The 21096-nt window shown below is 68.9% G+C and carries 13 protein-coding genes; 11 read left to right on the top strand and 2 right to left on the bottom strand.

Features of this window, described 5'->3' with window-relative positions; genetic code table 11:
* Positions 1-28 precede the first annotated feature (28 nt).
* The 8 genes from cobA (at position 29) to ettA (ending at position 14384) form a co-directional block, all read left to right on the top strand.
* Positions 29-1261 (top strand): uroporphyrinogen-III C-methyltransferase, encoded by a 1233-nt coding sequence (gene cobA / locus ACGFJ2_RS11465; protein WP_393467154.1) that lies wholly within the window; start codon positions 29-31, stop codon positions 1259-1261.
* Positions 1258-3750 carry a dynamin family protein gene (locus ACGFJ2_RS11460; protein WP_393467151.1) on the top strand — a complete coding sequence of 831 codons (2493 nt, stop codon included), beginning with the start codon at positions 1258-1260 and terminating at the stop codon, positions 3748-3750. The genes cobA and ACGFJ2_RS11460 overlap by 4 nt, the downstream gene beginning before the upstream one ends.
* Positions 3747-5369 (top strand): ABC transporter, encoded by a 1623-nt coding sequence (locus ACGFJ2_RS11455; RefSeq protein ID WP_357953593.1) that lies wholly within the window; start codon positions 3747-3749, stop codon positions 5367-5369. The genes ACGFJ2_RS11460 and ACGFJ2_RS11455 overlap by 4 nt, the downstream gene beginning before the upstream one ends.
* A gap of 416 nt (positions 5370-5785) precedes the next feature.
* Positions 5786-6985: a single-stranded DNA-binding protein gene (locus ACGFJ2_RS11450; protein WP_357953591.1), complete on the top strand. Its 1200-nt coding sequence runs from the start codon at positions 5786-5788 to the stop codon at positions 6983-6985.
* Positions 6986-7504: 519 nt separating this feature from the next.
* A complete protein-coding gene (locus ACGFJ2_RS11445) occupies positions 7505-8797 on the top strand; it encodes a GGDEF domain-containing protein (protein WP_357953589.1) in 1293 nt (430 codons plus the stop codon).
* Positions 8798-9317: 520 nt separating this feature from the next.
* Entirely contained in the window at positions 9318-9800 is a 483-nt protein-coding gene (locus ACGFJ2_RS11440) for a MarR family transcriptional regulator (RefSeq protein ID WP_357953587.1), read from the top strand.
* An 880-nt stretch (positions 9801-10680) separates the two neighbouring features.
* A complete protein-coding gene (locus ACGFJ2_RS11435) occupies positions 10681-11880 on the top strand; it encodes a cytochrome P450 (protein WP_357953585.1) in 1200 nt (399 codons plus the stop codon).
* An 839-nt stretch (positions 11881-12719) separates the two neighbouring features.
* Positions 12720-14384 (top strand): energy-dependent translational throttle protein EttA, encoded by a 1665-nt coding sequence (gene ettA, locus ACGFJ2_RS11430; RefSeq protein WP_225292519.1) that lies wholly within the window; start codon positions 12720-12722, stop codon positions 14382-14384.
* Between the two features lie 787 nt (positions 14385-15171).
* Here ettA and ACGFJ2_RS11425 read toward each other — a convergent pair.
* A complete protein-coding gene (locus ACGFJ2_RS11425) occupies positions 15172-16488 on the bottom strand; it encodes an MFS transporter (protein ID WP_357953582.1) in 1317 nt (438 codons plus the stop codon).
* A gap of 153 nt (positions 16489-16641) precedes the next feature.
* On the opposite strand from ACGFJ2_RS11425, the gene ACGFJ2_RS11420 reads away from it, so the two are divergent.
* The 3 genes from ACGFJ2_RS11420 to ACGFJ2_RS11410 are packed head-to-tail and all read left to right on the top strand — an operon-like array spanning position 16642 to position 18881.
* Positions 16642-17151: a VOC family protein gene (locus ACGFJ2_RS11420; RefSeq protein ID WP_357953580.1), complete on the top strand. Its 510-nt coding sequence runs from the start codon at positions 16642-16644 to the stop codon at positions 17149-17151.
* Between the two features lie 55 nt (positions 17152-17206).
* On the top strand, positions 17207-17734 hold the full coding sequence (locus ACGFJ2_RS11415) for a Zn-ribbon domain-containing OB-fold protein (RefSeq protein WP_357953578.1): 528 nt from the start codon (positions 17207-17209) through the stop codon (positions 17732-17734).
* A 19-nt stretch (positions 17735-17753) separates the two neighbouring features.
* Positions 17754-18881, top strand: coding sequence for a thiolase (locus tag ACGFJ2_RS11410; protein WP_357953577.1), 1128 nt, complete (start codon positions 17754-17756; stop codon positions 18879-18881).
* Positions 18882-18995: 114 nt separating this feature from the next.
* On the opposite strand, the gene ACGFJ2_RS11405 is transcribed toward ACGFJ2_RS11410, so the two are convergent.
* Positions 18996-21095, bottom strand: coding sequence for an acetate--CoA ligase family protein (locus ACGFJ2_RS11405; protein WP_393467141.1), 2100 nt, complete (start codon positions 21093-21095; stop codon positions 18996-18998).
* Between the last annotated feature and the right edge of the window lies 1 nt (position 21096).

Here is a 21096-nt window from a genome sequence, read left to right as displayed (position 1 = left end):
AAGCTTCGCGAACGGGAGATTCCCCAGCATGGGCCCCTACCTCCTCGGCCTGCGGCTTTCCGGGCGCAGGGTCCTCGTCGTGGGCGGCGGGCGCGTCGCGCAGCGGAGGGTGCCCGCCCTGCTGGAGGCAGGCGCCGAGGTCACCGTGGTGTCCACGAGCGTCACCCCCGCTCTCGACGACCTGATCGCCACCGGCCGGGTCACCTGGCACGCCCGCCCCTACGAGGTCGGCGACTGCGACGGCGCCTGGCTCGTCCAGGCGTGCACCGACGACAAGTCCGTCAACACCGCCGTCGCGGCCGAGGCCGAGGCCAAGCGGATCTGGTGCGTGCGCGCCGACGACAAGGACGCCTCCGCCGCCTGGACGCCCGCCTCCGGGCGGGTGGACGAGATCACCGTGGCCGTGACCGCCGACGGCGACCCGCGCAGGGCGGCCGGCATCAGGGACGCGGTCGTGGGCGCGCTGCGCGACGGCACGGTCGACGCCCGCCGCAGCCGCACCAAGCCCGTCGGAGTGGCCCTGGTCGGCGGCGGCCCCGGCGATCCCGGGCTGATCACCGTGCGCGGCCGGCAGCTCCTCGCGCAGGCCGACGTCGTGGTCGCCGACCGGCTCGCGCCCCGCGCCCTGCTCGACGAGCTGGCGCCCGACGTCGAGCTCATCGACGCCGCCAAGGTCCCCTACGGCAGGTCCCTGTCGCAGGAGACCATCAACGAGTTGCTCGTCGACCGGGCCAGGCAGGGCAAGTTCGTGGTCCGGCTCAAGGGCGGCGACCCGTTCGTGTTCGGGCGCGGCGGCGAAGAGATGATCGCCTGCGCCCAGGCGGGCATCCCGGTGCTCGTGGTTCCCGGCATCACCAGCGCCGTGGCGGTGCCCGCCTCGGCCGGGGTCCCGGTGACGCATCGCGGGGTCAGCCAGGAGTTTCACGTGATCTCCGTGCACGTCGCGCCGGACGACGCCCGGTCGACCGTCGACTGGCCGGGGCTGGCCCGTTCGCAGGGCACGCTGGTGCTCATGATGGCCGTCGAGAGGCTGGCGAAAGTGGCCGAGGCACTCCTGAGAGATGGACGCCCTCCGGAGACTCCCGTAATGGTGGTACAGGACGGTACTCTTCCGACCCAGCGGGCGGTTGTGGCTCCACTTTCCAGCGTGGCCGACCGCGTGTCCGCGGCTGGTATACGGCCGCCGGCGATCGTCATCGTCGGCGACGTCGTAAGGGTCGGCCAGGAGGTCGAGATGGTCAGAGCGGAGCGTCTGCCGTGAACACGGCCATGGATGACGGGCGGCAGGAGTCGCCTGGGGAGCAGACGTTGAGCTTCCGCGCCTTCACGGACGAGTCCGCGGCGCCGGCGGCGGCCTCCTCGGCGGAGGAGGCCCCGTCTCCGGCCGGAGAGTCTCCCGACGAGCCGGCGGGGCTTGACGCATCGTCCGAGGAACCCCCTGACGGGCCTCAGACGCCGTCTGACGCTGGCGACGCCGGCGCGTCGGAACCGGAAGCGCCGGAGGTGGAGGCCGAGTCGGACGAGTCGGCTGACGAGGAGCCTGACGTGCGGGCGGAACCGGAGGAGTGTGAGGCTCTGTCTGACGAGGAGCCCGCAGAATCAGCCGAGCCTGCGGAGTCAGCCGAGCCTGCGGAGTCAGCCGAGCCTGCGGAATCAGCCGAGCTCGCGGAATCAGCCGAGCTCGCAGGGCCCGACCAGCCCGCGGAGCCGGCCTGGCTCAGGGCGCTCGACGAGGCGGAGGCACGGGCGGAGCTCGCGGAGACCAATGCACCTGAGCAACCGGCCGGGTTCCTGACACTCGATGAGCCGGAGGCGCGGGTCGAGCCTGCGGAGACCGGCGAGTCTGCCGAGGACGAGCCTGCGGGATCGGCGGATGTCCGCCCGGAGCCGTCCGCGTGGCATTTCCCGGACCCGCAGGCCGCCGAACCGGACTCGGACGACCCGCAGGCCGTACAAGACTCGGACGACCCGCAGGCCGTACAAGACTCGGACGACGCGCAGGCCGTACACGATGAGGCCGTGTCGCCCGTCGAGCCCATGGAGCCTGCGGAGGCCGTCGGCGCGGAGCAGGCCGCAGCTGAGCGGCCCCCCGCCCGGCGGGTCGAGCCGCTGCCCCCCGAGATGGTCGCCGCGCTGACGGCGGCGCTCGACGCGCTCCGCGAGAGCGTGTCCGACCTGCGGTTCGGCCTGGACCTGCCGGGCGCGGCCGAGGCCAGGCAGGCCCGCGCCGACCTGCTCGCCCAGCTCAAGGACTACGTGCTCCCGCGAGTACGGACGAACACCGCGCCCGCCCTCATCGTGGTCGCGGGCTCGACCGGCGCGGGCAAGTCCACGCTGGTCAACTCCCTCGCCGAGAAGAACATCTCCCGCACCGGCGTACGACGGCCCACCACCGGCATCCCCGTGCTGGTCTGCCACCCGGACGACCGGCAGTGGTTCACCAAGGGCGACCTGCTCGGCGGCATGCGGCGGATCGACAAGCCGTCGCCCGAGGACGGCATCGGCAGCCTGGTCGTGGTCGCGACCGAGAAGCTGCCGCAGGGCGTCGCGCTACTCGACACCCCCGACATCGACTCGGTCGTCGAGGAGCACCACGAGATCGCCCACCGCATGCTCGACGCCGCGGACCTGTGGATCTTCGTGACCACCGCCGCCCGCTACGCCGACGCCCCCGCCTGGAACCTCCTGCGGCTGGCCAAGGAGCGCGGTGCCCGGCTGGCCATCGTGCTCTCACGGGTCCAGCCGAAGGCGCGTGAGGTCGTACTGAAGCACTTCATCCGGATGCTCACCGAATACGGCTTGGGCGAGGTCGACCGGTTCGTCATCGGCGAGACGAAGGTCGTCGACGGCAGGCTGCCCGATCATGAGATGACCGATCTGCGCCTCTGGCTGGCCGAGCTCTCCGTCGACGAGGACCGCCGCGCGCAGGCCGTACACGAGACGCTCAACGGTGTGCTCGACAGCTTCCGTACCCGCGTCCCCGCCCTGGCCAGGCATCTGGAGGGGCAGGTCGCGTTCCGCACCGAGCTGCGCGCGGACGTGGAGGCGGCCTACATGAGCGCGCTCGCCGAGATCGACAAGGCGACCAGGAACGGCATGCTCGTCCACGGTGAGGTGCTGGCCCGCTGGCAGGACTTCGCCGGGTCCGGCGACCTCATGCGCACGATCCAGTTCCGCAAGCGGGGCAGGTCGAGCAGGCAGGCGCCCGAGCGCGTCACGGCGTTCCGCGCGGCGCTGCGCGCCGGTCTGGAGTCGGTGATCGTCGCCGCCGCCCACCGCGCCGCCGAGGAGGTGGTCGCCCGCTGGCGGCACCGCTCGGAGGTGGGCGGCACGATCGGGGCGGGCCTCGAACGGCCTTCCGACGAGCTCGTACGGCATGCCACCCGGGCCATCTCCGCCTGGCAGGAGCACGTGACGGAGCTCGTACGCACGGAGGGTGTGGCCAAGCGGTCGGTGTCCAAGTTCGTGTCGTTCGATGCCGACTCGCTATCGTTGATCTTCATGGTTGCGATGTTCAGCGGCGGCACCGTCGAAGGCCTGCCGCACCGGCTGGTCAATGCCCTGCTCGGCGCCGAGTCGCTGCGCGGCATCGGCGCCAAGGCGCTCAGTGACCTGCGAGCCAGGATCGGCATGCTGTTCGACGAGGAATCCATGCGTTACGTGCAAGCGCTCGACTCGGCCGGGATACCCGACGAGTCCACCGCGACCCGCCTCTACCAGGCGACGTACAACCTCGAGGTCGCTCGATGACCGCCGTCACCACCAGGCCGGGCCTGGCTCCGCGGCTGACCGCCCTGACCAAGGTCGTTGAGCTCGGGCCGGGTCGGCTCGACCAGAAGGTGCTCTCCGAGGCGAGCGCGCTGCTGACGCGGGCCGGCGACCGGCTCAAGCTGTCGTCGGAGCACACTGTGGTCGCCCTTGCCGGTGGCACCGGCAGCGGGAAGTCGTCGCTGTTCAACGCGATCTCCGGGCTGGAGCTCTCGCCGACGGGCGTACGCAGGCCCACCACGGCCCGTACCCACGCCTGCGTTTGGGGGCTGGAAGGCGCCGCGCCGCTGCTCGACTGGCTGCAGATCCAGTGGCGCCACCGCTTCGCCCGCGCCAGCGCGCTGGACAAGGGTGAGAGCCAGCTCCACGGGCTGATCCTGCTCGACCTGCCCGACCACGACTCGATCCGGGCACTCACCGACACCGAGGCCGACCGGCTCATCGGCCTGGCCGACCTGGTGGTGTGGGTGCTCGACCCGCAGAAGTACGCGGACGCCTCCACGCACCGGCGCTACGTCACCGACCTGGCCGGGCACGACGCGATGACCGTGTTCGCGCTCAACCAGGCCGACAAGCTGTCCACCGAGGAGCTCGCCGAGCTGGTCATCGACCTCAACGACCTGCTCCGCCGCGAAGGCGTCGAACATCCCAGCGTGGTACCCACCTCGGCGGTCAGCGGCCGGGGCATCGACAGCCTCAAGAGCGTCATCTCGGGCGCGGTCTCCCGGCGGCGGGCGGCCATCCACAAGATCGAAGCCGACCTGCGCCGGCTGGAGCGGCGTCTCACCGAGACCATGCCGGTCGGCGAGGCCCTCTCCGCGCCGGCGTCGGTCGACGAGGCCCGCAGGCTCGGCCTGACGGACGCGCTCTGCGACGCCGTGGGCGTTCCGGCCGTGGGCGAGGCCATGGAGAACGTCTACGCCGAGCGGTCGAGCCGCTGGGTGGGCTGGCCGTACCCGCGCTGGCTGGCCAAGTTCCGTCCGGACCCGCTCAAGTCGCTGCGCCTGGAGGATGTCAGCGACGAGATCCGCGGCATCACGACCGGTTCGGTGAGCGCGCAGGCCGCCGAGGTGTCCAACGCCGTCCAGGCACTCGCCGACGGGCTGTCGGTCGGGATGCACCCGGTGTGGCGTACGGCGGTGCACCGCGCGGCCCGCTCCCGCTCCAGCCAGCTGCCCAAGGTGCTGACCGAGGACCTCACGGAGGTCGCGCCGGAGCTCGACCGGGTGCCGGGTTGGTGGCGGATCCTGAAGATCTGGCAGTACTTCCTGGTCGGCGCCTTCATCGGCGGACTCGCCTGGCTGGCGGTGGGGCTGACCGTCCCCGGCCAACTCCCCCCGTCCCTCCAACTGCTCGGCGACAGCGCCGCGCTGCCCTGGGTAGGGCTGATGATGGCCTCCGTACTGGGGTTGGGGGCACTGTCGGGCATCGCGTCACGCAACTTCGTCGTACTCGGGGCATCGAGGGAACGCGAACGCCTGGAACGGGAGATGCGCCGTCGGGTGGCGGCGGTGTCGGAGACCATGGTGGTGGAGCCGGTGGAACGCGAACTGAGCCGCCACCACGCCTTCTACAGCGCCATGCGTGGGCTGTCCGGCTGAGTCCTCAGTAGGCTGGATGGCTTTTCTCTTACGGCGCTGAGTGCGGTCGGTTTTCTCGCGGTGCTGTGCGTGGTCGGCTTTCGGGGCGCTCGCCTGGCCTCTTTCGTGGGCAGCCGTCTTGGGGCAGCCTCGTGCACGGGCAGTTACGACAGGGGCGGCTCTCTCCAAGGGAAGCCGTCCCAGAGACCGTCTCGCTCCACGGGAAGCCGTCCCAGGGATGGCCCCATTCCACGGGCAGTTCCCACAGGGGTGACTTGTCCACGGGCAGTCACCTCAGAGGTGGCTTCGTCCACAGGCAACTGTCCTCAAGGCGACGCTATCCACAGAACCCCGTTCGGCCCCGCCCGCCCACGCCTACCTGAGGCACCGTACTCCCAGGCCGCGGGCACCCCGCCCGCCACAGTGGAGGCAACGGGATGAACGACATCTACATCACACTCACCGGCAACGTCGCAGCAGAGCCACGCCAATACAGCTTCGACGACGGTGCCAGGGTGACCTCACTCCGGGTGCTCACCACCCACCGTTACTTCGACAAGAGGACCGGACAGTGGGCCGACGGGGAGCGAGTGTGCTTCGCGGTCCGTTGCTGGCGTGCCCTCGGTGACAACGTCGCCAAATCCGTGCAGGTAGGACAGCCCGTGGTCGTCTCCGGCAAACTCCGTATCAGAGAGTTCGGCCCCGAGGGCGACCGGCGCTTCATGCCCGAGGTCGAGGCCAGCTCGGTGGGCCACGACCTGCGCTGGGGCACAGGCGTCTTCGCCAAGCCGGAGCGCGGCGGCGGCACCGGCTCGGTGAGCAAGGAGATGCGCGACCGCCTGGACGAGGAAACCCAGGACTGGGCCATGGGCGCCAAGCCCGCCCCCGACCGCCTCACGACAACCCGGGTGACCGCCCGAGTAGATGCCCGGATGGATGAAGGCTCCGCCCCCCGCGTCGCGGAGGAGCAGAAGAGCGGCCCTGACCGTCCAGCGGAGCCGCCAGCCGTCGCCGCGGCCAGGCCGACCGGGCCGGTGCTGGCAGACGAAGTTCTGGTACCGGGGGACCGCACGGCATCACAGCAGAACCACCCGGCTTCACCGCCCCACACGTCCGAGGAGAGCGGCACGTCCGAGGAGGGGCATGCGCCGACTCGCAGCATCAAGGACCAGATATCCGCCAGCGTGCTCGGCACCGGCTCCCGTAGCACCCGCGCCCTCGAAAGCCCCGCTACGGGAGCCGCCACCAAGCGGAGCGGCCCCGCAGCCACCAAGCAGCCCAACACCAAGCATTCCGCCTCTTCGCCGAGCGCCACCTCGCCCACCAGCGGTTCGTCAACCGATCTCGCGCCCGCCCACGCCGAGCCAATGGCTGCGGCGTCGATAGGTGCGGTATCAACGGGTGCCGCATCAACTGGCTCTGCGCCAGGCGCCGGACTAACCAGCACCGCGTCAACAGTTGCGGCGTCAACAGATGTCACGTCAGCAAGGGCGGCGTCGACGCGGTCCCAGTCCCGAGGTGCTCCGTCTCCGGCAGGCAGGAGCGGCGGCGCGACCGTACGGATCCTGGGTGCCGACGACAACGAGACCGAGGCGGAGGACGCTGGTTGGCCGACGGAGGAGCGAGCAGCGGCATAACGGACCAGGAGCGAGCGGCGGTGTAGCGGGCGAGGACCAGGCGGCGCCATAACGGGCGAGGACCGAGTGGCGACGGCGTAGCGGGCCAGCATCGAGCAGCGGCGGCGTAGCGAGCCAGGACCGAGCGGCGGCGTAGCGGGCTCTGCTGCACAACGGCTCACGCATGAGCGGAGCATCGGTCGATCAAGCCGGTGCCCGCTCATGCGCCCGCAGGTGAGAGCGGGAAGGAAGGGAGGGGTCACCGGCCGTACGCGGTGATGCCATGAAGCCCCACGGGGTGGCACCGAAAATTCGGCCGATGGTGTTGCCGGGGTGTCAGATTGCTAGAGCGTCTCTCAGGTCCAGGTCACGCCCTGCACCATGGCTGCTCCTTTCAACACGGTCCACTCGCGGAGTGAGCGGGTCATTCGCCGACTACAGCACGTATGTGGTCACAACGTCAAACGTAGTTGGTTCCCATCGCGCAACGCACACTCCGCAATTAATGTGTTACACATCGTTAGTCAGGGAGGGGACGAGATGGCGGCGACCAGTCACGCCTCGGTCAAGCCTCGCAACGGTGTTTCAACGCTGGCCGGCCGTTGGCCACTGCTCGGACAACGTCGTCCGCTTCTTTACTACCTGAGCGGGATCGTCATCCTGAATCTCGCCGCAACCGTCTTTTTCACGACATCTACCGAACTCCGGTGGCCGCAGCTACTGACGTTCGCCGCTCTCATGGGCTGCGGCGCGGTCTGCATCGAGGCCACCAGGCGTCTGGGCATGCCCGCCGGTGTCTCCCGCGACCTGCTGTCCGCGTGGTGGTTGCCGGTGGCGTTGCTGCTGCCGCCGGTCTACTCGCTGTTCGCGCCGATAGTGCTGCAGGTCCTGCTGCAATGGCGGGTCCGTGCGACGGTCCTCTACCGCCGGGTGTGCAGTGCGGCGGTCATCGGGCTGGCGGCCTGCACGGCGTCCGTGACGTTCCACTGGCTCGTACCCGACTCGGCGGTGCTCTCGCGGGGCAACGGACTCCCGATCCTCTGCGCGATCGGCTCCGCCGTGCTCTTCGCCCTGCTCAACACCATCCTCATCGCGATCGCGGCACACACCGCCAACCCCGACATCTCCTGGCGCGAGGTGCTCTGGGACAGGGAGAACGTGCTCCTTGACGTCGTGGAGCTCTGCCTCGGCGTCACGGTCGCGATCGCCTGCGGGCTCAACCTCGCCCTCTTGCTCCTCGCCTTGCCGCCGGTCGTCCTCCTCCAGCGCAGCCTCCTGCACGCCCAGCTCCAGGCGGCGGCCCGCACCGACGCCAAGACCGGCCTGCTGAACGCCGCCGCCTGGCAGCGAGAGGCCGACACCGAGATCGTCCGCGCCCGCCGCACCGGCGAGACGCTCGCCCTCCTGATCATCGACATCGACCACTTCAAACGAGTCAACGACACCCATGGCCATCTGGCCGGCGATCAGGTTCTCGTCGGCGTCGCGGCCACTATCCGCAGCCAACTGCGCGACTACGACGTGGTGGGCCGCTTCGGTGGAGAGGAGTTCGTGGTCCTCCTACCGCGCGCCGACATCCACGAGGCCCGCCGAGTGGCCGAACGCCTCCGCTACTGCATCGGCCGCATGTCCGTCCCGGCGGACGACGCGATGATCTCGGTCACCATCTCGGCAGGCGTGGCCTTGATGAGCGTCCACGGCGACGACCTGATCGAACTCCTCGCCGCCGCCGACCTGGCGCTGTACCGCGCTAAAGAACTCGGCCGCGACCGAGTCTGCGTCCCCGTCGTCCAACCACCTCCACCCGCCCTCCCTGAAGACCCCGCCGCCTGACATCTTCCCGAAGCCCTCGTCACCTGATCCCGAGTCATGGGCCTGCCGCCTGCCACCTGGCGTCGTGGCGGGGCTTCGGCGGGCTGCTGCCCAATGTCCTTCTGGGGAGGTCGTCGTGTGGCGTCACACCAGACTTCTGCAGCACGCTGCCTGGCGTCTTCCCGAAGATCCCGCTGCGTGACGTCCTCCCGAAGGCTTCGTCGCGTGATGCCCTCCTGGCGTGACGCCCTTCCTGAAGGCTGCTGCTTGACGTCGTATTGGGACTTTAGCGGGGTGCTACCTGATGTCCTCCTGGAAAGGTTGCCGTGTGATGTCGCGCTCGACCTCTGCGGCCCGCTACCTGGCGTGCTCCTGAAGAGGTCGCCATCTGACGTCGAACCCGCAATCCTCCAGCCCGCAATCTGCGCCCAGCGCCCAAGCCGGGGGCTTTGTATGCGTCCTTCGGACTGTTGCTACACGGCGAGGCAATGCATACACTTCGTCAAGTACGTACTTTACGATAACGTCGGAGTTCGCATAGATGGAGCCGCAGGAGACCGAGTTCGTCGACCGAATGGGTCTGGTCATGGAGCGTTTGGGCGGGACGCGGACGATGGGCCGCGTGTATGCGTGGCTGATGATCTGCGACCCCTCGCACCAGTCGCTCACTGATCTGGCCGCGCAGCTCGACGTGAGCAAGACCGCGATCAGCACGGTGGCCAGACAGCTTGAGGGCGCCGGGATGATCGAGCGTGTTCCCACGTCAAGCCGTGAGCACCGTTACCAGATAGCCGGCGGGGGATGGGAACACGTCCTGAGGGTTCAGCTGGGCGGGGTGGGATTCGGCCTGGAAACGTTGGACTTCGGGTTGTCGATCGTCGGCGAGAGCCGGCCCGACCAGCGAGCGCGGCTGGAGGAGTCTCGGGAGTTCTTCGCCTTCATTGAGCACGACACGAACGAGTTCCTTCTGCGCTGGCAGGACTATCGCGAGAAGTCGGGTCACGAGGATCGGAGCGCTAAATGAACGCGGGAAAGGGTCCACTTCAGCGGCATACCGATGAGGGGGTGACCTGAACACTTGTCGACATCCTCTACCTGTGGGGATGAGAGAGAGTCGTTCGCCACGGAGGATCCTCAGCGACCACTACGTGAGCGATGGAACCCCTACCTCGGATGCGTAGCGCATGTGCCCTTCATCACGCACCGCCACGGGACCAACGTATTTCCTCAGGCTCGCGGCATCACCACGCGACCCACGCACCAAAGCGTGATCCGCTCGCCAACGTACGATCAACGCGCCAACGCACAATAGCGGCGCTAATGAATGATCAACGCACTTAGGCACGTTAACGGCACTGCTGCAAGATCAACGTATTTCCATATATTTCCGGCACCACGGCAGGATCTGCGCACCACCGCAGGGCCCACGTTCCACCGCAGGACTCACGTTCCACCACAGGACTCACGTTCCACCACAGGGCCCACGCACCACCACAGGACTCACGTACCACCACAGGGCCCACGCACTTCCACAAGATCCCGGTACGGCGCTACCACGTCCGTTATCGGCCCCAGGCGTCCTGTGTCAGCGCTACTGAACGTGGCCAGCGAAAACCGATCCCTGCTCTAAGCGCGCCGATGTCACGAAATCGCTCTCGCCGCGCATGTCCACGGAGATCGTCGCGGAGTCCACCGCGACGTCGCGCGCCGGGATCCAGCACGGATGCAGCTGCACGCGTCTTCCCGGCTGAGGTGCTCGCCGCAGCGGGGAGAGACAGGCGGCCGTATGTAGATGGCCGCATCTACCTGACCTCGGGCCGTCCCCGGGTGGCCAGGGAAGTACATCTCGATCTTTCAAGAACTGATCCCCAACCGAAAACGGATCCACTACCAAGGGAGAGGCGATGGCCGACATCGTCGAGAGGTACAACATCCCCCAACAGCACTTCTGGCTGCACGGGCCGCGATCGGGTCAGCCGGTCGAGTACGACGCCGACATCGGAATGTGGAACGTCTACGGCTACCCGGAGCTACAGGAGGTCCTCGGGGACCCGGCGACGTTCTCCTCCGACACCATGCGGGTGATTCCCAAGAGCCTGATGCCTGCCGCCGAGGAATTCTCGATGGAGGGTTTCATCACCCAGATCGACCCGCCGGAGCACGGCAAGCTGCGCAAGCTGGTCAGCAGCGCCTTCACCCGTAAGGTCGTCGCGGATCTCGAGCCGAGGATCGCCGCCCTCACCCATGAACTGCTCGACGAGGCGCAAGAACGCGGGCAGCTGGAACTCGTGACTGATCTGGCCTACCCGCTTCCGGTCATCGTCATCGCCGAACTGCTCGGTGTGCCCAGCAGCGATCGCGCCCTGTTCAAACAGTGGGCCGATGCGCTGTTCCAGCGCGACGCCAAGATCTCACTCTCCAAGCCCACAGAAGAACAGAACGCGGACATTCAGGCCTCACTACGACCCTGGCATGAAATGTCCGCCTATCTCGCTGGCCATGCCGCAGAGCGCAAACGGCAGCCGCGTGCGGACCTGCTCACCAGGCTGGTGGAGGCCGAGGTGGACGGCGAACGCCTTCCCGACGTCCAGGTGGTCAACTTCGCGATCATCCTCCTGCTCGCTGGACACATCACCACGACAATGCTCCTCGGCAACACGGTGCTCTGCCTGGACGCCTTTCCCGAGCAGCAGGACAAGGTACGGGCTGACCGCGAATTGGTCCCGGCCGTCATCGAGGAATCTCTCCGCTTCTTCACCCCGTTCGCCGCCCTCGGCCGCTCCACCACCCGCGAAGCCGAACTCGGCGGCGTGACGATACCGGCCGACCAACTGATCATGGTCTGGCCCGGACCGGCCAACAGAGACCCTCGGCAGTTCCCCAACCCCGACGTCTTCGACCCCGGTCGCGACCCCAACCCGCATCTCGCCTTCGGCCGCGGCATCCACTTCTGCCTGGGCGCCCCCTTGGCCCGGCTGGAGGGACGGGTCGCCCTGAACATCCTGCTCGACCGGTTCAACCCCCTGCGCACCGATCCGAACGACCCCGTGGACTTCATGCCCGCGCCGACCATGACAGGAGTGCGCCGCCTTCGATTGATCTGACCATTTGCGCGTCGAGTCGCCTGGTCGAAGTGCACAAGCAACTCGTCGAGAACGGCATCCCGCGCGCGCCATCGGTCGGCCAGGGGCATGTCCGGTGAGGAGGGCGGCGCGTCGCGTGTGTCAACGGTCAGTTAGGGGGTTGTCCGGTGCGTCAACGGTCGGCCAGGGGCGCGTCCGGTGAGCAGGACGGTCGGCCCGCCCTGGACGGGATGCTCGCCGGGATGCCGCGCCCCTGCCACGTTGAACGGCCGGATGGCCACCCCGCGCAGCCCGTGCTGGCGGCTCCGCGCGTCAGCGGTCGGCCAGGGGTGTGTCCGGCGATGCGATCCAGCCGGTGAAGCCGGGTGGGGTGGCCGACCTCACCCGTGGCCTGGCCGATCCGTCGACGATCACCCGTACCGACAACCCCAAGGAGTTGGGGTGCGGTGCGCCGATCTCGGGTTGTGGTGCGGCGGACGAGGTCCTCCGTGGCGACGACCCGAGTTCGGGATCACGCCGCAGCCGATTGGCCGACACCCTGTGGAGCCCGGCCACACTGATCGTCAGGTGGCACGTACGGCTGATAGGAAGAGGTTCCAGACGGCCGACTGCGCAACGCGGCGGTGGACGATGGCGAAACGGACTCTGGTCGTTCACCTGAGCTCTTGGCGGGGATGGGTTCCGGCGCATAAAGCTGGTGTCGGGGATGGGTCCCGACGACCGAGGCCGTCACCGGGCATGGATCCCGACGACCGAAACTGTCGCCGGAGATCGCCCACTATCCGATGTGGCGCCTGCCGTCTCATGACCGTCCGGTGGAGCGGCGGAAGCCCGGGTCGAGAGCCCCTAAGCTAGATGCCATGCCGGAGTACATCTATACGTTGCAGCGCGTGCGCAAGGCGCACGGCGACAAGGTTGTCCTTGACGACGTCACGCTGTCGTTCCTGCCCGGAGCCAAGATCGGCGTCCTGGGTCCGAACGGCACCGGAAAGTCGACGCTGCTCCGGATGATGGCCGGCCTGGAGCAGCCGTCCAATGGCGACGCCAAACTTATGCCGGGCTTCACCGTGGGCATGCTCCAGCAGGAGCCCCCGCTCAACGAGGAGAAGACCGTCCTGGGCAACGTCCAGGAGGGTGTCGCCGAGACGCTGGAGATGCTCGAGCGCTACAACGCGATCGCCGAGCAGATGGCCACCGACTACAGCGAAGAGCTGCTCGCCGAGATGGGCAAGCTGCAGGACCAGCTTGAGCACCGCAACGCGTGGGACGTCGACAGCCAGCTCGAGCAGGCCATGGACGCCCTGCGCTGCCCGCCGCCCGACGCCGATGTGACCACGCTGTCCGGTGGTGAGCGCCGCCGTGTCGCCCTGTGCAAGCTGCTGCTGGAGGCCCCCGATCTCCTGCTGCTCGACGAGCCCACCAACCACCTCGACGCCGAGAGTGTGCAGTGGCTGGAGCAGCACCTGGAGAAATACGCGGGCACCGTCCTCGCCGTCACCCACGACCGCTACTTCCTCGACAACGTCGCCGGGTGGATCCTGGAGCTCGACCGCGGCCGCGCCTACGCCTATGAGGGCAACTACTCCACGTACCTGGAGGCCAAGACGCAGCGCCTCAAGGTCGAGGGGCAGAAGGACGTCAAGCGTAAGAAGCGGCTCGAAGACGAGCTTGAGTGGGTCCGCTCCAACCCGAAGGCCCGCCAGACCAAGAGCAAGGCGCGTCTGCAGCGCTACGAGGAGATGGCGGCCGAGGCCGACAAGCACCGCAAGCTCGACTTCGACGAGATCCAGATCCCGCCGGGCCCGCGTCTCGGCACCACGGTGATCAGGTCCGAGGACCTCACCAAGGGGTTCGACGACCGGGTGCTCATGGAGAAGCTGACTTTCGACCTGCCGCGCAACGGCATCGTCGGCATCATCGGCCCCAACGGCGTCGGCAAGACCACGTTGTTCCGCATGGTCACCGGCAGTGAGACGCCCGACAGCGGGTCGATCGTCGTCGGCGACACCGTCAAGATCTCCTACGCTGACCAGAGCCGTGGCGGCATCGACCCGAACAAGAACGTCTGGGAGGTCGTCTCCGACGGGCTCGACCACATCAAGGTCGGCAACGTCGAGATGCCGTCCCGCGCCTACATCGCGGCGTTCGGCTTCAGAGGGCCAGACCAGCAGAAGAAGGCCGGAGTTCTGTCGGGCGGTGAGCGCAACCGCCTCAACCTGGCGCTCACCCTCAAGCAGGGCGGCAACGTCCTCCTGCTCGACGAGCCCACCAACGACCTCGACACCGAGACGCTCTCCTCGCTGGAAAACGCGCTCCTCGACTTCCCGGGCTGCGCGGTCATCACCTCGCACGACCGGTGGTTCCTCGACCGCATCGCCACGCACATCCTGGCGTGGGAGGAAGGGTCGAACTGGTTCTGGTTCGAGGGCAACTTCGCCGACTACGAGAAGAACAAGATCGAGCGCTTGGGCGCGGACGCCGCCCGCCCCCACCGGATCACCTACCGCAAGCTCCACCGCGACTAATGTCCGCCCTCGGCCGGGACCGCGACTAACGTGCGCCCCCGGCCGGGAGCGCACGAGTTCCTCGACACTCCTGGCCCCAGACATCCGCCGTCATCAGCGCCCGGACGTCTGCGGTCATCAGTGGCCGGTGAATCTTGGCGGCTCGTCCGCCGTACGGGACCGGGGTGTGTCGTTGGACGTGGTCGGGCGTTTCTGAGGTGTGTCGCTCCGCGCGGTCAGGCTCGGCTGGCGCGCGAGGACGGCGGGCGGGCCGGGCTCGGGCCGCCCGGGGTGTGGGTTGTTGGCGGTGACGGGCTGTTTCCGTTGGTTTAGGCCTAGCCCGGTGTGTCGCGTGCCCCGTGCGGGGCGTGTGCCGCTGGACGTGGCTGGGCGTTCTCTTACCTGTTACGGCAGGCCCGGTGGGCCCCACCCTCTGTGCGTGGCTGGGGTCTGTCCAGGGGCACGCTCCTCCGGTGGAGGTGGCTGAGCGCCGTGACGTGCGTATAGTCGGCCGTCTGGGTGCTGACCCGACCCCGTGGATACGACGCTAGCCGTCCAGGAGGCGGCAGGCGCCAGCAGCATCCTGGCGAGCTCGGCGGACAGCTCGGTCGTCTTCGGCCTCCCCTGGTCGGCCACCCTTCGCCCCCAGGGACGGCCATCTTGGGCATCCCGAATGCGGCCATCCCTGCGGCCCAGGGCGGTCGTCGCTTGGCCCGCCGAGGGTGGCCGGCTTTCGGTGGTTCCCGAGTTAGATCGGTTCTTCGGCCCGCCGAGGGCGGTCGGCCTTCAGCCGACTTCAGGGGGGCTGTCAGCCTTCGGCCGACTCTAGGGCGACGGTGACAGGGGTGCGGGCGGAGCGGCGCCATGGGCCGTTGAACAGGACGATCGCCGGTATGAACAGGATCAGGCAGCCGAGAGAGATGAACAGCCAAATCTGCCAGTTCGTGGCCTCGACCACCCGAGGGATGACGACCAGCCCGATCACGGCGATGCCCTTGGTGAGGAACCCGAACAGCCCCCAAGCCGTGCCCTGCAGCCGCGGGTCGGCGTCCTCCGCGTCCTCGGAGTAGTTGGCCATCCAGGGTGCGTACGCCACGCCGAGCGAGCCGCCGAGCAGCGCGCCCACCAGCATGAGTGTGCCCGTCGAGACGCTTTCCTGCCCGAGCGAGACGGCGAGGTAGGCGGTGACGAGCACCGCGGCGATCGTGCCGCCCAGTGAGAACGGCTTGCGCAGCTGTGTGCGGTCCGAGAGGCGTCCGGTGATGATCAGTGTGATCAGGTTCAGGCTCCAGAACGCCGCCATGATGGTGGACGCCTGAGCGGTGCTGATGCCGAGCGCCCCGACGAGCATCGTCTGCCCGAACAACGACAGCGTGAGGTAGAGCACCAGCCAGAGCGAGATCCCCACCACGTGCGCCCAGATGTTGCGCCTGGCGAACAGCGAGCGGAGGCGGGCCGGCTGGCTCAGGTCGACCACCTGGGTGGCGGCCTGTTCGGTGTGCTGGATCCTGGCCCGCAGCTCGGGGGAGAGGTCGGCGATGTTGAAGGCGATGACGAACGAGATCACCAGCGAGAAGCAGCCCATGATGACGAACTGCGAGCGCCACGAATCGTGGAAGATCGGCAGCGTCCAGCCCGCGATGGCCGCGGCCAGGAAGTTGGCGCCGACCGGTCCCCAGGTCCAGAAGCCGAACGCCTGCGCCCGGCCGAGCCGCGGTGAGAAGTCGCGTACCAGGGGCGCGGTGCTGGCCATGGCCACGCCGTCCACGAACGCCAGCAGGATGCGGGCGAGCAGCAGGTCGCGCGGGCTGTGCACGAGCGTCATGACGAAGCAGCACACGGCGGTGAGCATCATCAGGGGAACCAGCAGTCGCACCCGGCCGAGCCGGTCGGTGAGCCGTCCGCCCAGGATGGAGGCGATCGCACCGGCGATGGCGGCGGCGCCCGACACGGCGCCGTAGGTGGCCAGCGTCATGTGCAGGTCCTTGAGCAGCAGCGGGACCACCGGCGCGATCTGCGCCTCGTAGGACCCGATGAGGATGGCGAGCACGGCCATCGTGAGGATTTTCATGCGCCGGGCGCCGGTGGGGTACTCGTCGAGTTCGCGGACGTAGGACAGTCTCATGACTCGCCTCTCTCGTCGTACAGGCCCCCGTCATGAGTTCTAGAAGGTAGCTCTAGAATTCATTTCTGAAATGCTGCTCCTCACAACGCCCCACGTCAAGAGTGCGGGACGCTCCGCTAAGATCTAGAATCGAATTCTAGGAAGGGAGTCAGTGTGGACCTGGAACTGGACGGGCTAGAGGTGACCTTCGATCACACGGCCGTGGCGGCGCCGCGTATCCGGGACCTGCTGCCGATCTATCGCGACCTGCTCGGGGGCCGTCACCTGGGCGGCGGTGGCGATAACCGTTCGAGCGGCTACCGCACTCTGCAGCTCACCTATGAGGGCGGCGGCAAGGTCGAGCTGATGGAGCCGCTGGCCGGTTCGGACTTCTTCGACAGCTTCTTCGAGCCGACCCGCGGCAGAGGCGGTGTCCACCACCTGAACTTCCACGTCAACGACCTCGACGCCGCCGTGGCCAGGCTGACCGAGCGCGGCTACCGGCTCCACGGCCTGAACGTCCGGGACCAGCGCTGGCGTGAGGTGTTCCTGCATCCCAAGGAGGCGCACGGCGTGCTGATCCAGCTGGCCCAGGCGGGTCCCCGTGGCACGGAGCACCGGCCGTCGCTGGACGACGTACTTGACGGCCGTGGCCGCAACGGCAACGGAATCCCCAGCCCTTGAGGTTCGCCCGAATCCAAATCTAGAGTGTCATTCTAGAACTAGATTGGGGAGGCTGATGAAGCCCGCACCGAGGCCCACACCGGAGACGCAGCCCTTCTGGGACGGCACGGCGGCCGGAGAGCTCAGGATCCAGCGCTGCCGGGCGTGCGCGCGGCACTACTTCTATCCACGCCCCGACTGTCCGCACTGCGGCTCCGCCGACGTGGACTGGGTGCGGGCCAGTGGCCGCGCGACCCTGTACTCGTACGTGATCAACCACCGTCCCGCGCCCGGCTTCGAGGACGACGGTCCGTACGCGATCGCCGTCGTGGAGCTGGCGGAAGGGGTACGCATGATGACGAACATCGTCGGCGTCGAGATCGTCCCCGAGAACCTGCCGCTCGACCTGAGCCTCCGCGTGGTCTTCGAGCGGCGCGGCGACGTGTGCGTGCCGCTCTTCGAGCCGGCTGAAGAGACCGGCCGGAGCGATCGTGAAGAGGCCGGTCGGAGCGACCTTGGAGGGACCGGCCGGAGCGATTCTGAAGCGACCGGTCGGAGCGACCCTGAAGCGACCGGCCGTAGCCACTCTGGAGCCACCGCATGAATCCGGCTGGAGCCACCGCATGAACATCGTGATCGCCGGCGCGGCCGAGACCGACGAGGTGGGCCGCCTGCCGTACCACTCGACCATGGGGCTGCACCTGGAGGCCGCGCGCAACGCGCTCGCCGACGCGGGGATGACCAAGGACGACATCGACGGCCTCGCCACCGTGGGCACGCCGGGGCCGGTACAGATCGCCCACGCGCTCGGCGTCACCCCCGCCTGGCTCGACGGGACCGGCGTGGGCGGGTCGTCGTTCCTCTTCCATGTACGGCATGCGGCCGCGGCGATCCGCGCCGGGCTCTGCCACACCGTGTTGATCACCCATGGTGAGTCGGGACGGTCCCGGGTCGGCGCGGCGCGGTTCGGGATGGGGGCCGACTCGCTGCTGGGGCAGTTCGAGCTGCCGTACGGGGTGGCGGGGCCGCCGACGCTGTTCACGCTGACGGCGCTGCGGTACATGAAGGAGACCGGGCTCACGCACGAGCAGCTCGCCGAGGTGGCGGTCGCGCAGCGGCGGTGGGCACACCTCAATCCGCGCGCGATGTACCGGGAGCTGATCACGGTCGAGGACGTGCTGGCGTCTCGGCTGGTGGCCTACCCGTTCCACCTGCTGGAATGCTGTCTGGTGACGGACGGGGGCGGCGCGCTGATCGTCACCTCCGAGGATCGGGCCAGGCGTGAGCCGGTCCACCTACTCGGCTCGGGTGAGGCGGCCGACTCGCCGATCATCTCGCAGATGGAGGACTTCACCTCGTCCAAGGCGTTCCGGCTGTCGGGGGAGTCGGCCTTCGCCGAGGCCAAGATCTCGCATGAGGACGTGGACCATGTGATGGTGTACGACGCGTTCGCGCACGTGCCGATCTACGGGCTGGAGGATCTGGGCTTCGTCGGACGGGGGGAGGCGGGGGCGTTCATCGCCGAAGGGCACACGTCGCCGGGCGGTCGGCTGCCGCTCAACACCAACGGGGGCGGGCTCTCGTACACGCATACCGGGATGTACGGGATGTTCGCCATCCAGGAGGCGGTCCGGCAGCTCCGCGGGGAGGCCGCCGCCCAGGTGCCGGGGGTGGAGGTGAGCGTGGTGCTGGGCAACGGCGGCATGTTCGCCACCGCCGCCACCTTGGTCCTGTCGAACCGGCTGCCATGACCGACCCGGCCCTGCCGAACCGGCCTCCGTGACGGACATCCGTAGTCCCGTCCGGCTGCCATGACGGACGTTCGCGGTCCCGCCCGGCTGCCATGACGGACGCCTGCCGTCCCGTCAGGTGCGCCATGTCACCAGCGCGTCCAGAGCCTCCACATGGGATCCCCTGACCAGCAGCGGGTTGATCTCCAGCGACTCCAGGCGGTCCCCCAGTGACTCCGCGAACGCCGCCACCCGCGCCACCACCTCGGCCACCGCGTCGAGGTCGGCGGGCTCACCACCCCTCACGCCTCGCAGTAACGCGGCCCCGCGCAGTTCCGTCAGCGCCTCCCGCACCGAACGGGCGTCCACCGGCAGGATCCGCAGGGCAGTGTCACGCAGCACCTCCACCCAGATCCCGCCCAGTCCCACAGCCAGAGTGAGGCCCCAGGCGGGATCCCGCACGACGCCCACCAGCAGCTCCACCCCGCCGTCGCGCTGGGGCTGCACCAGGGCGGCCGTCTCCCCCGCCAGCGCGGCGACCACGTCGCGGTACGCCTGCCGTACCTCGTCGGGAGAGGAGAGCCCCAGCCGTACGCCGCCCAGGTCGCTCTTGTGGCCCAAGCCCTCGGCGGCGGTCTTGAGCACCACCGGGAACCCGAACCGCTCCGCCGCCGCGACCGCCGCCACCTCATCGCCCACCAGCTCCGACGGCACGACAGGCACCCCAGCCGAAGCCAGCAGCGCAGCGGCGCGATGCTCCCCCCACACCCCGGCAGCCCCGACCAAGGCCGCCTCCTCACTTGCGAGGGCAGCCGCTCCGCCCAAGGCCGGGTCGGCGAGGGCGCGGGTGTGGGCCGCCGACCAGCGGACGGCCGCGCCGATCGCCGACATCCCGTGCTCGATCCCGCCCACCACGTACGGAAACCCGGTCTCCTCCTGCACCGCCCGGCCGAACTCCGTCACATCCGTCAGCACGTTGCTCACCACGACGACCGGCACCGGCGACTCGGCGATCCGCCGGGCGCTGGCCGCGTACAGGGCGAAGGCCGGAGCGGGGTCGGGCGGTGCGACCCGAGGCGGCTCCGACAGCAGCATGACCAGATCGATCCCCGGATCGGCGGTCACCGCTTCCAGCGCCCGGCCCAGCAGCGTCCGGTCGATCAGCACATAACCGGTCACGTCGAGCGGGTTCTGCACGGTGCCGAAGGACGGGACGATCTCCGCCAGCCGCGCCACCGTCGACGGCGCGAACGGCGGCAGCTCCAGACCCTCGTCCTCGGCCCGGTCGGCGATGATCTCCGACGCGCCGCCCGACGGCGTGACGACGCCGACGCGCCGCCCGGGCAGCGGTCCCACGGAGGCGAGCAGCCCCGCCGTGATGACCAGGTCCTCCAGAGACCGGACCCTGATCACGCCGAGCTGCCGCAGCGCCGCGTCGATGACGTCGTCGTCCCCCACCAGCGCGCCGGTGTGGGCCTGCGCCGTGTGGGAGGCGAGCCTGCTGCGGCCGATCTTCAGCGCCACGATCGGCTTGCCCGCCAGCAGCGCCCGCCTGGCGACGCGGGAGAACTCGGCCGGATCCCGGATCGTCTCCAGGAACAGCGCGATCACCTTGGTGGCGGGATCATCCACGAGATGGTCGACCACGTCGGTGACGCTCACGACCGACTCGTTGCCCATCGAGGTCAGCAGGCTGATGCCGACGTTGCGGGCCTGCGCGAAGCCGAGCACGGAGCTGGCCAGCGCGCCGCTCTGCAGCACCACGCCCACCGATCCGCGCAGCAGCGGCTGGGGGATGGGCAGTCCGTACGGGGTGATGCCGGCGGCGGCGTTGATGTAGCCGTTCCCGTTCGGCCCCAGGATCGTCAGATCATTTTCCTCAGCAAAAGCCGAAATTTCCGACTCTAGCCGCGCACCCTCAGGCCCCGCCTCCCCGAAGCCCGCCGTCAGGATCACGTAACACCGGATCCCCAGCTTGGCCCCCTCCCGCAGCACCCCCAGCACCGCGCCCGTCGGCACCATGACGTAGGCCAGGTCGACCGGCGCCGGAACCTCGGCCAGACTCCGGTGGGCGGGCTCGCCGTGCACGGTCCCGCCACGCGGATTGACCAGGTACACGGGCCCGGCGAAACCGTACGTACGCAGGTTGAGCAGCGTGCTGATCGACCACCCCGACTTGTCGGTGGCGCCGACCAGCGCGATGGATCCCGGGTTGAACAGCGCCTCGACCGACATA

Origin of the sequence: Nonomuraea sp. NPDC049028 (genome assembly GCF_043197735.1) — a bacterium.
Lineage (GTDB): Bacteria > Actinomycetota > Actinomycetes > Streptosporangiales > Streptosporangiaceae > Nonomuraea.
This window is presented reverse-complemented; position numbering and strand designations above follow the sequence as displayed.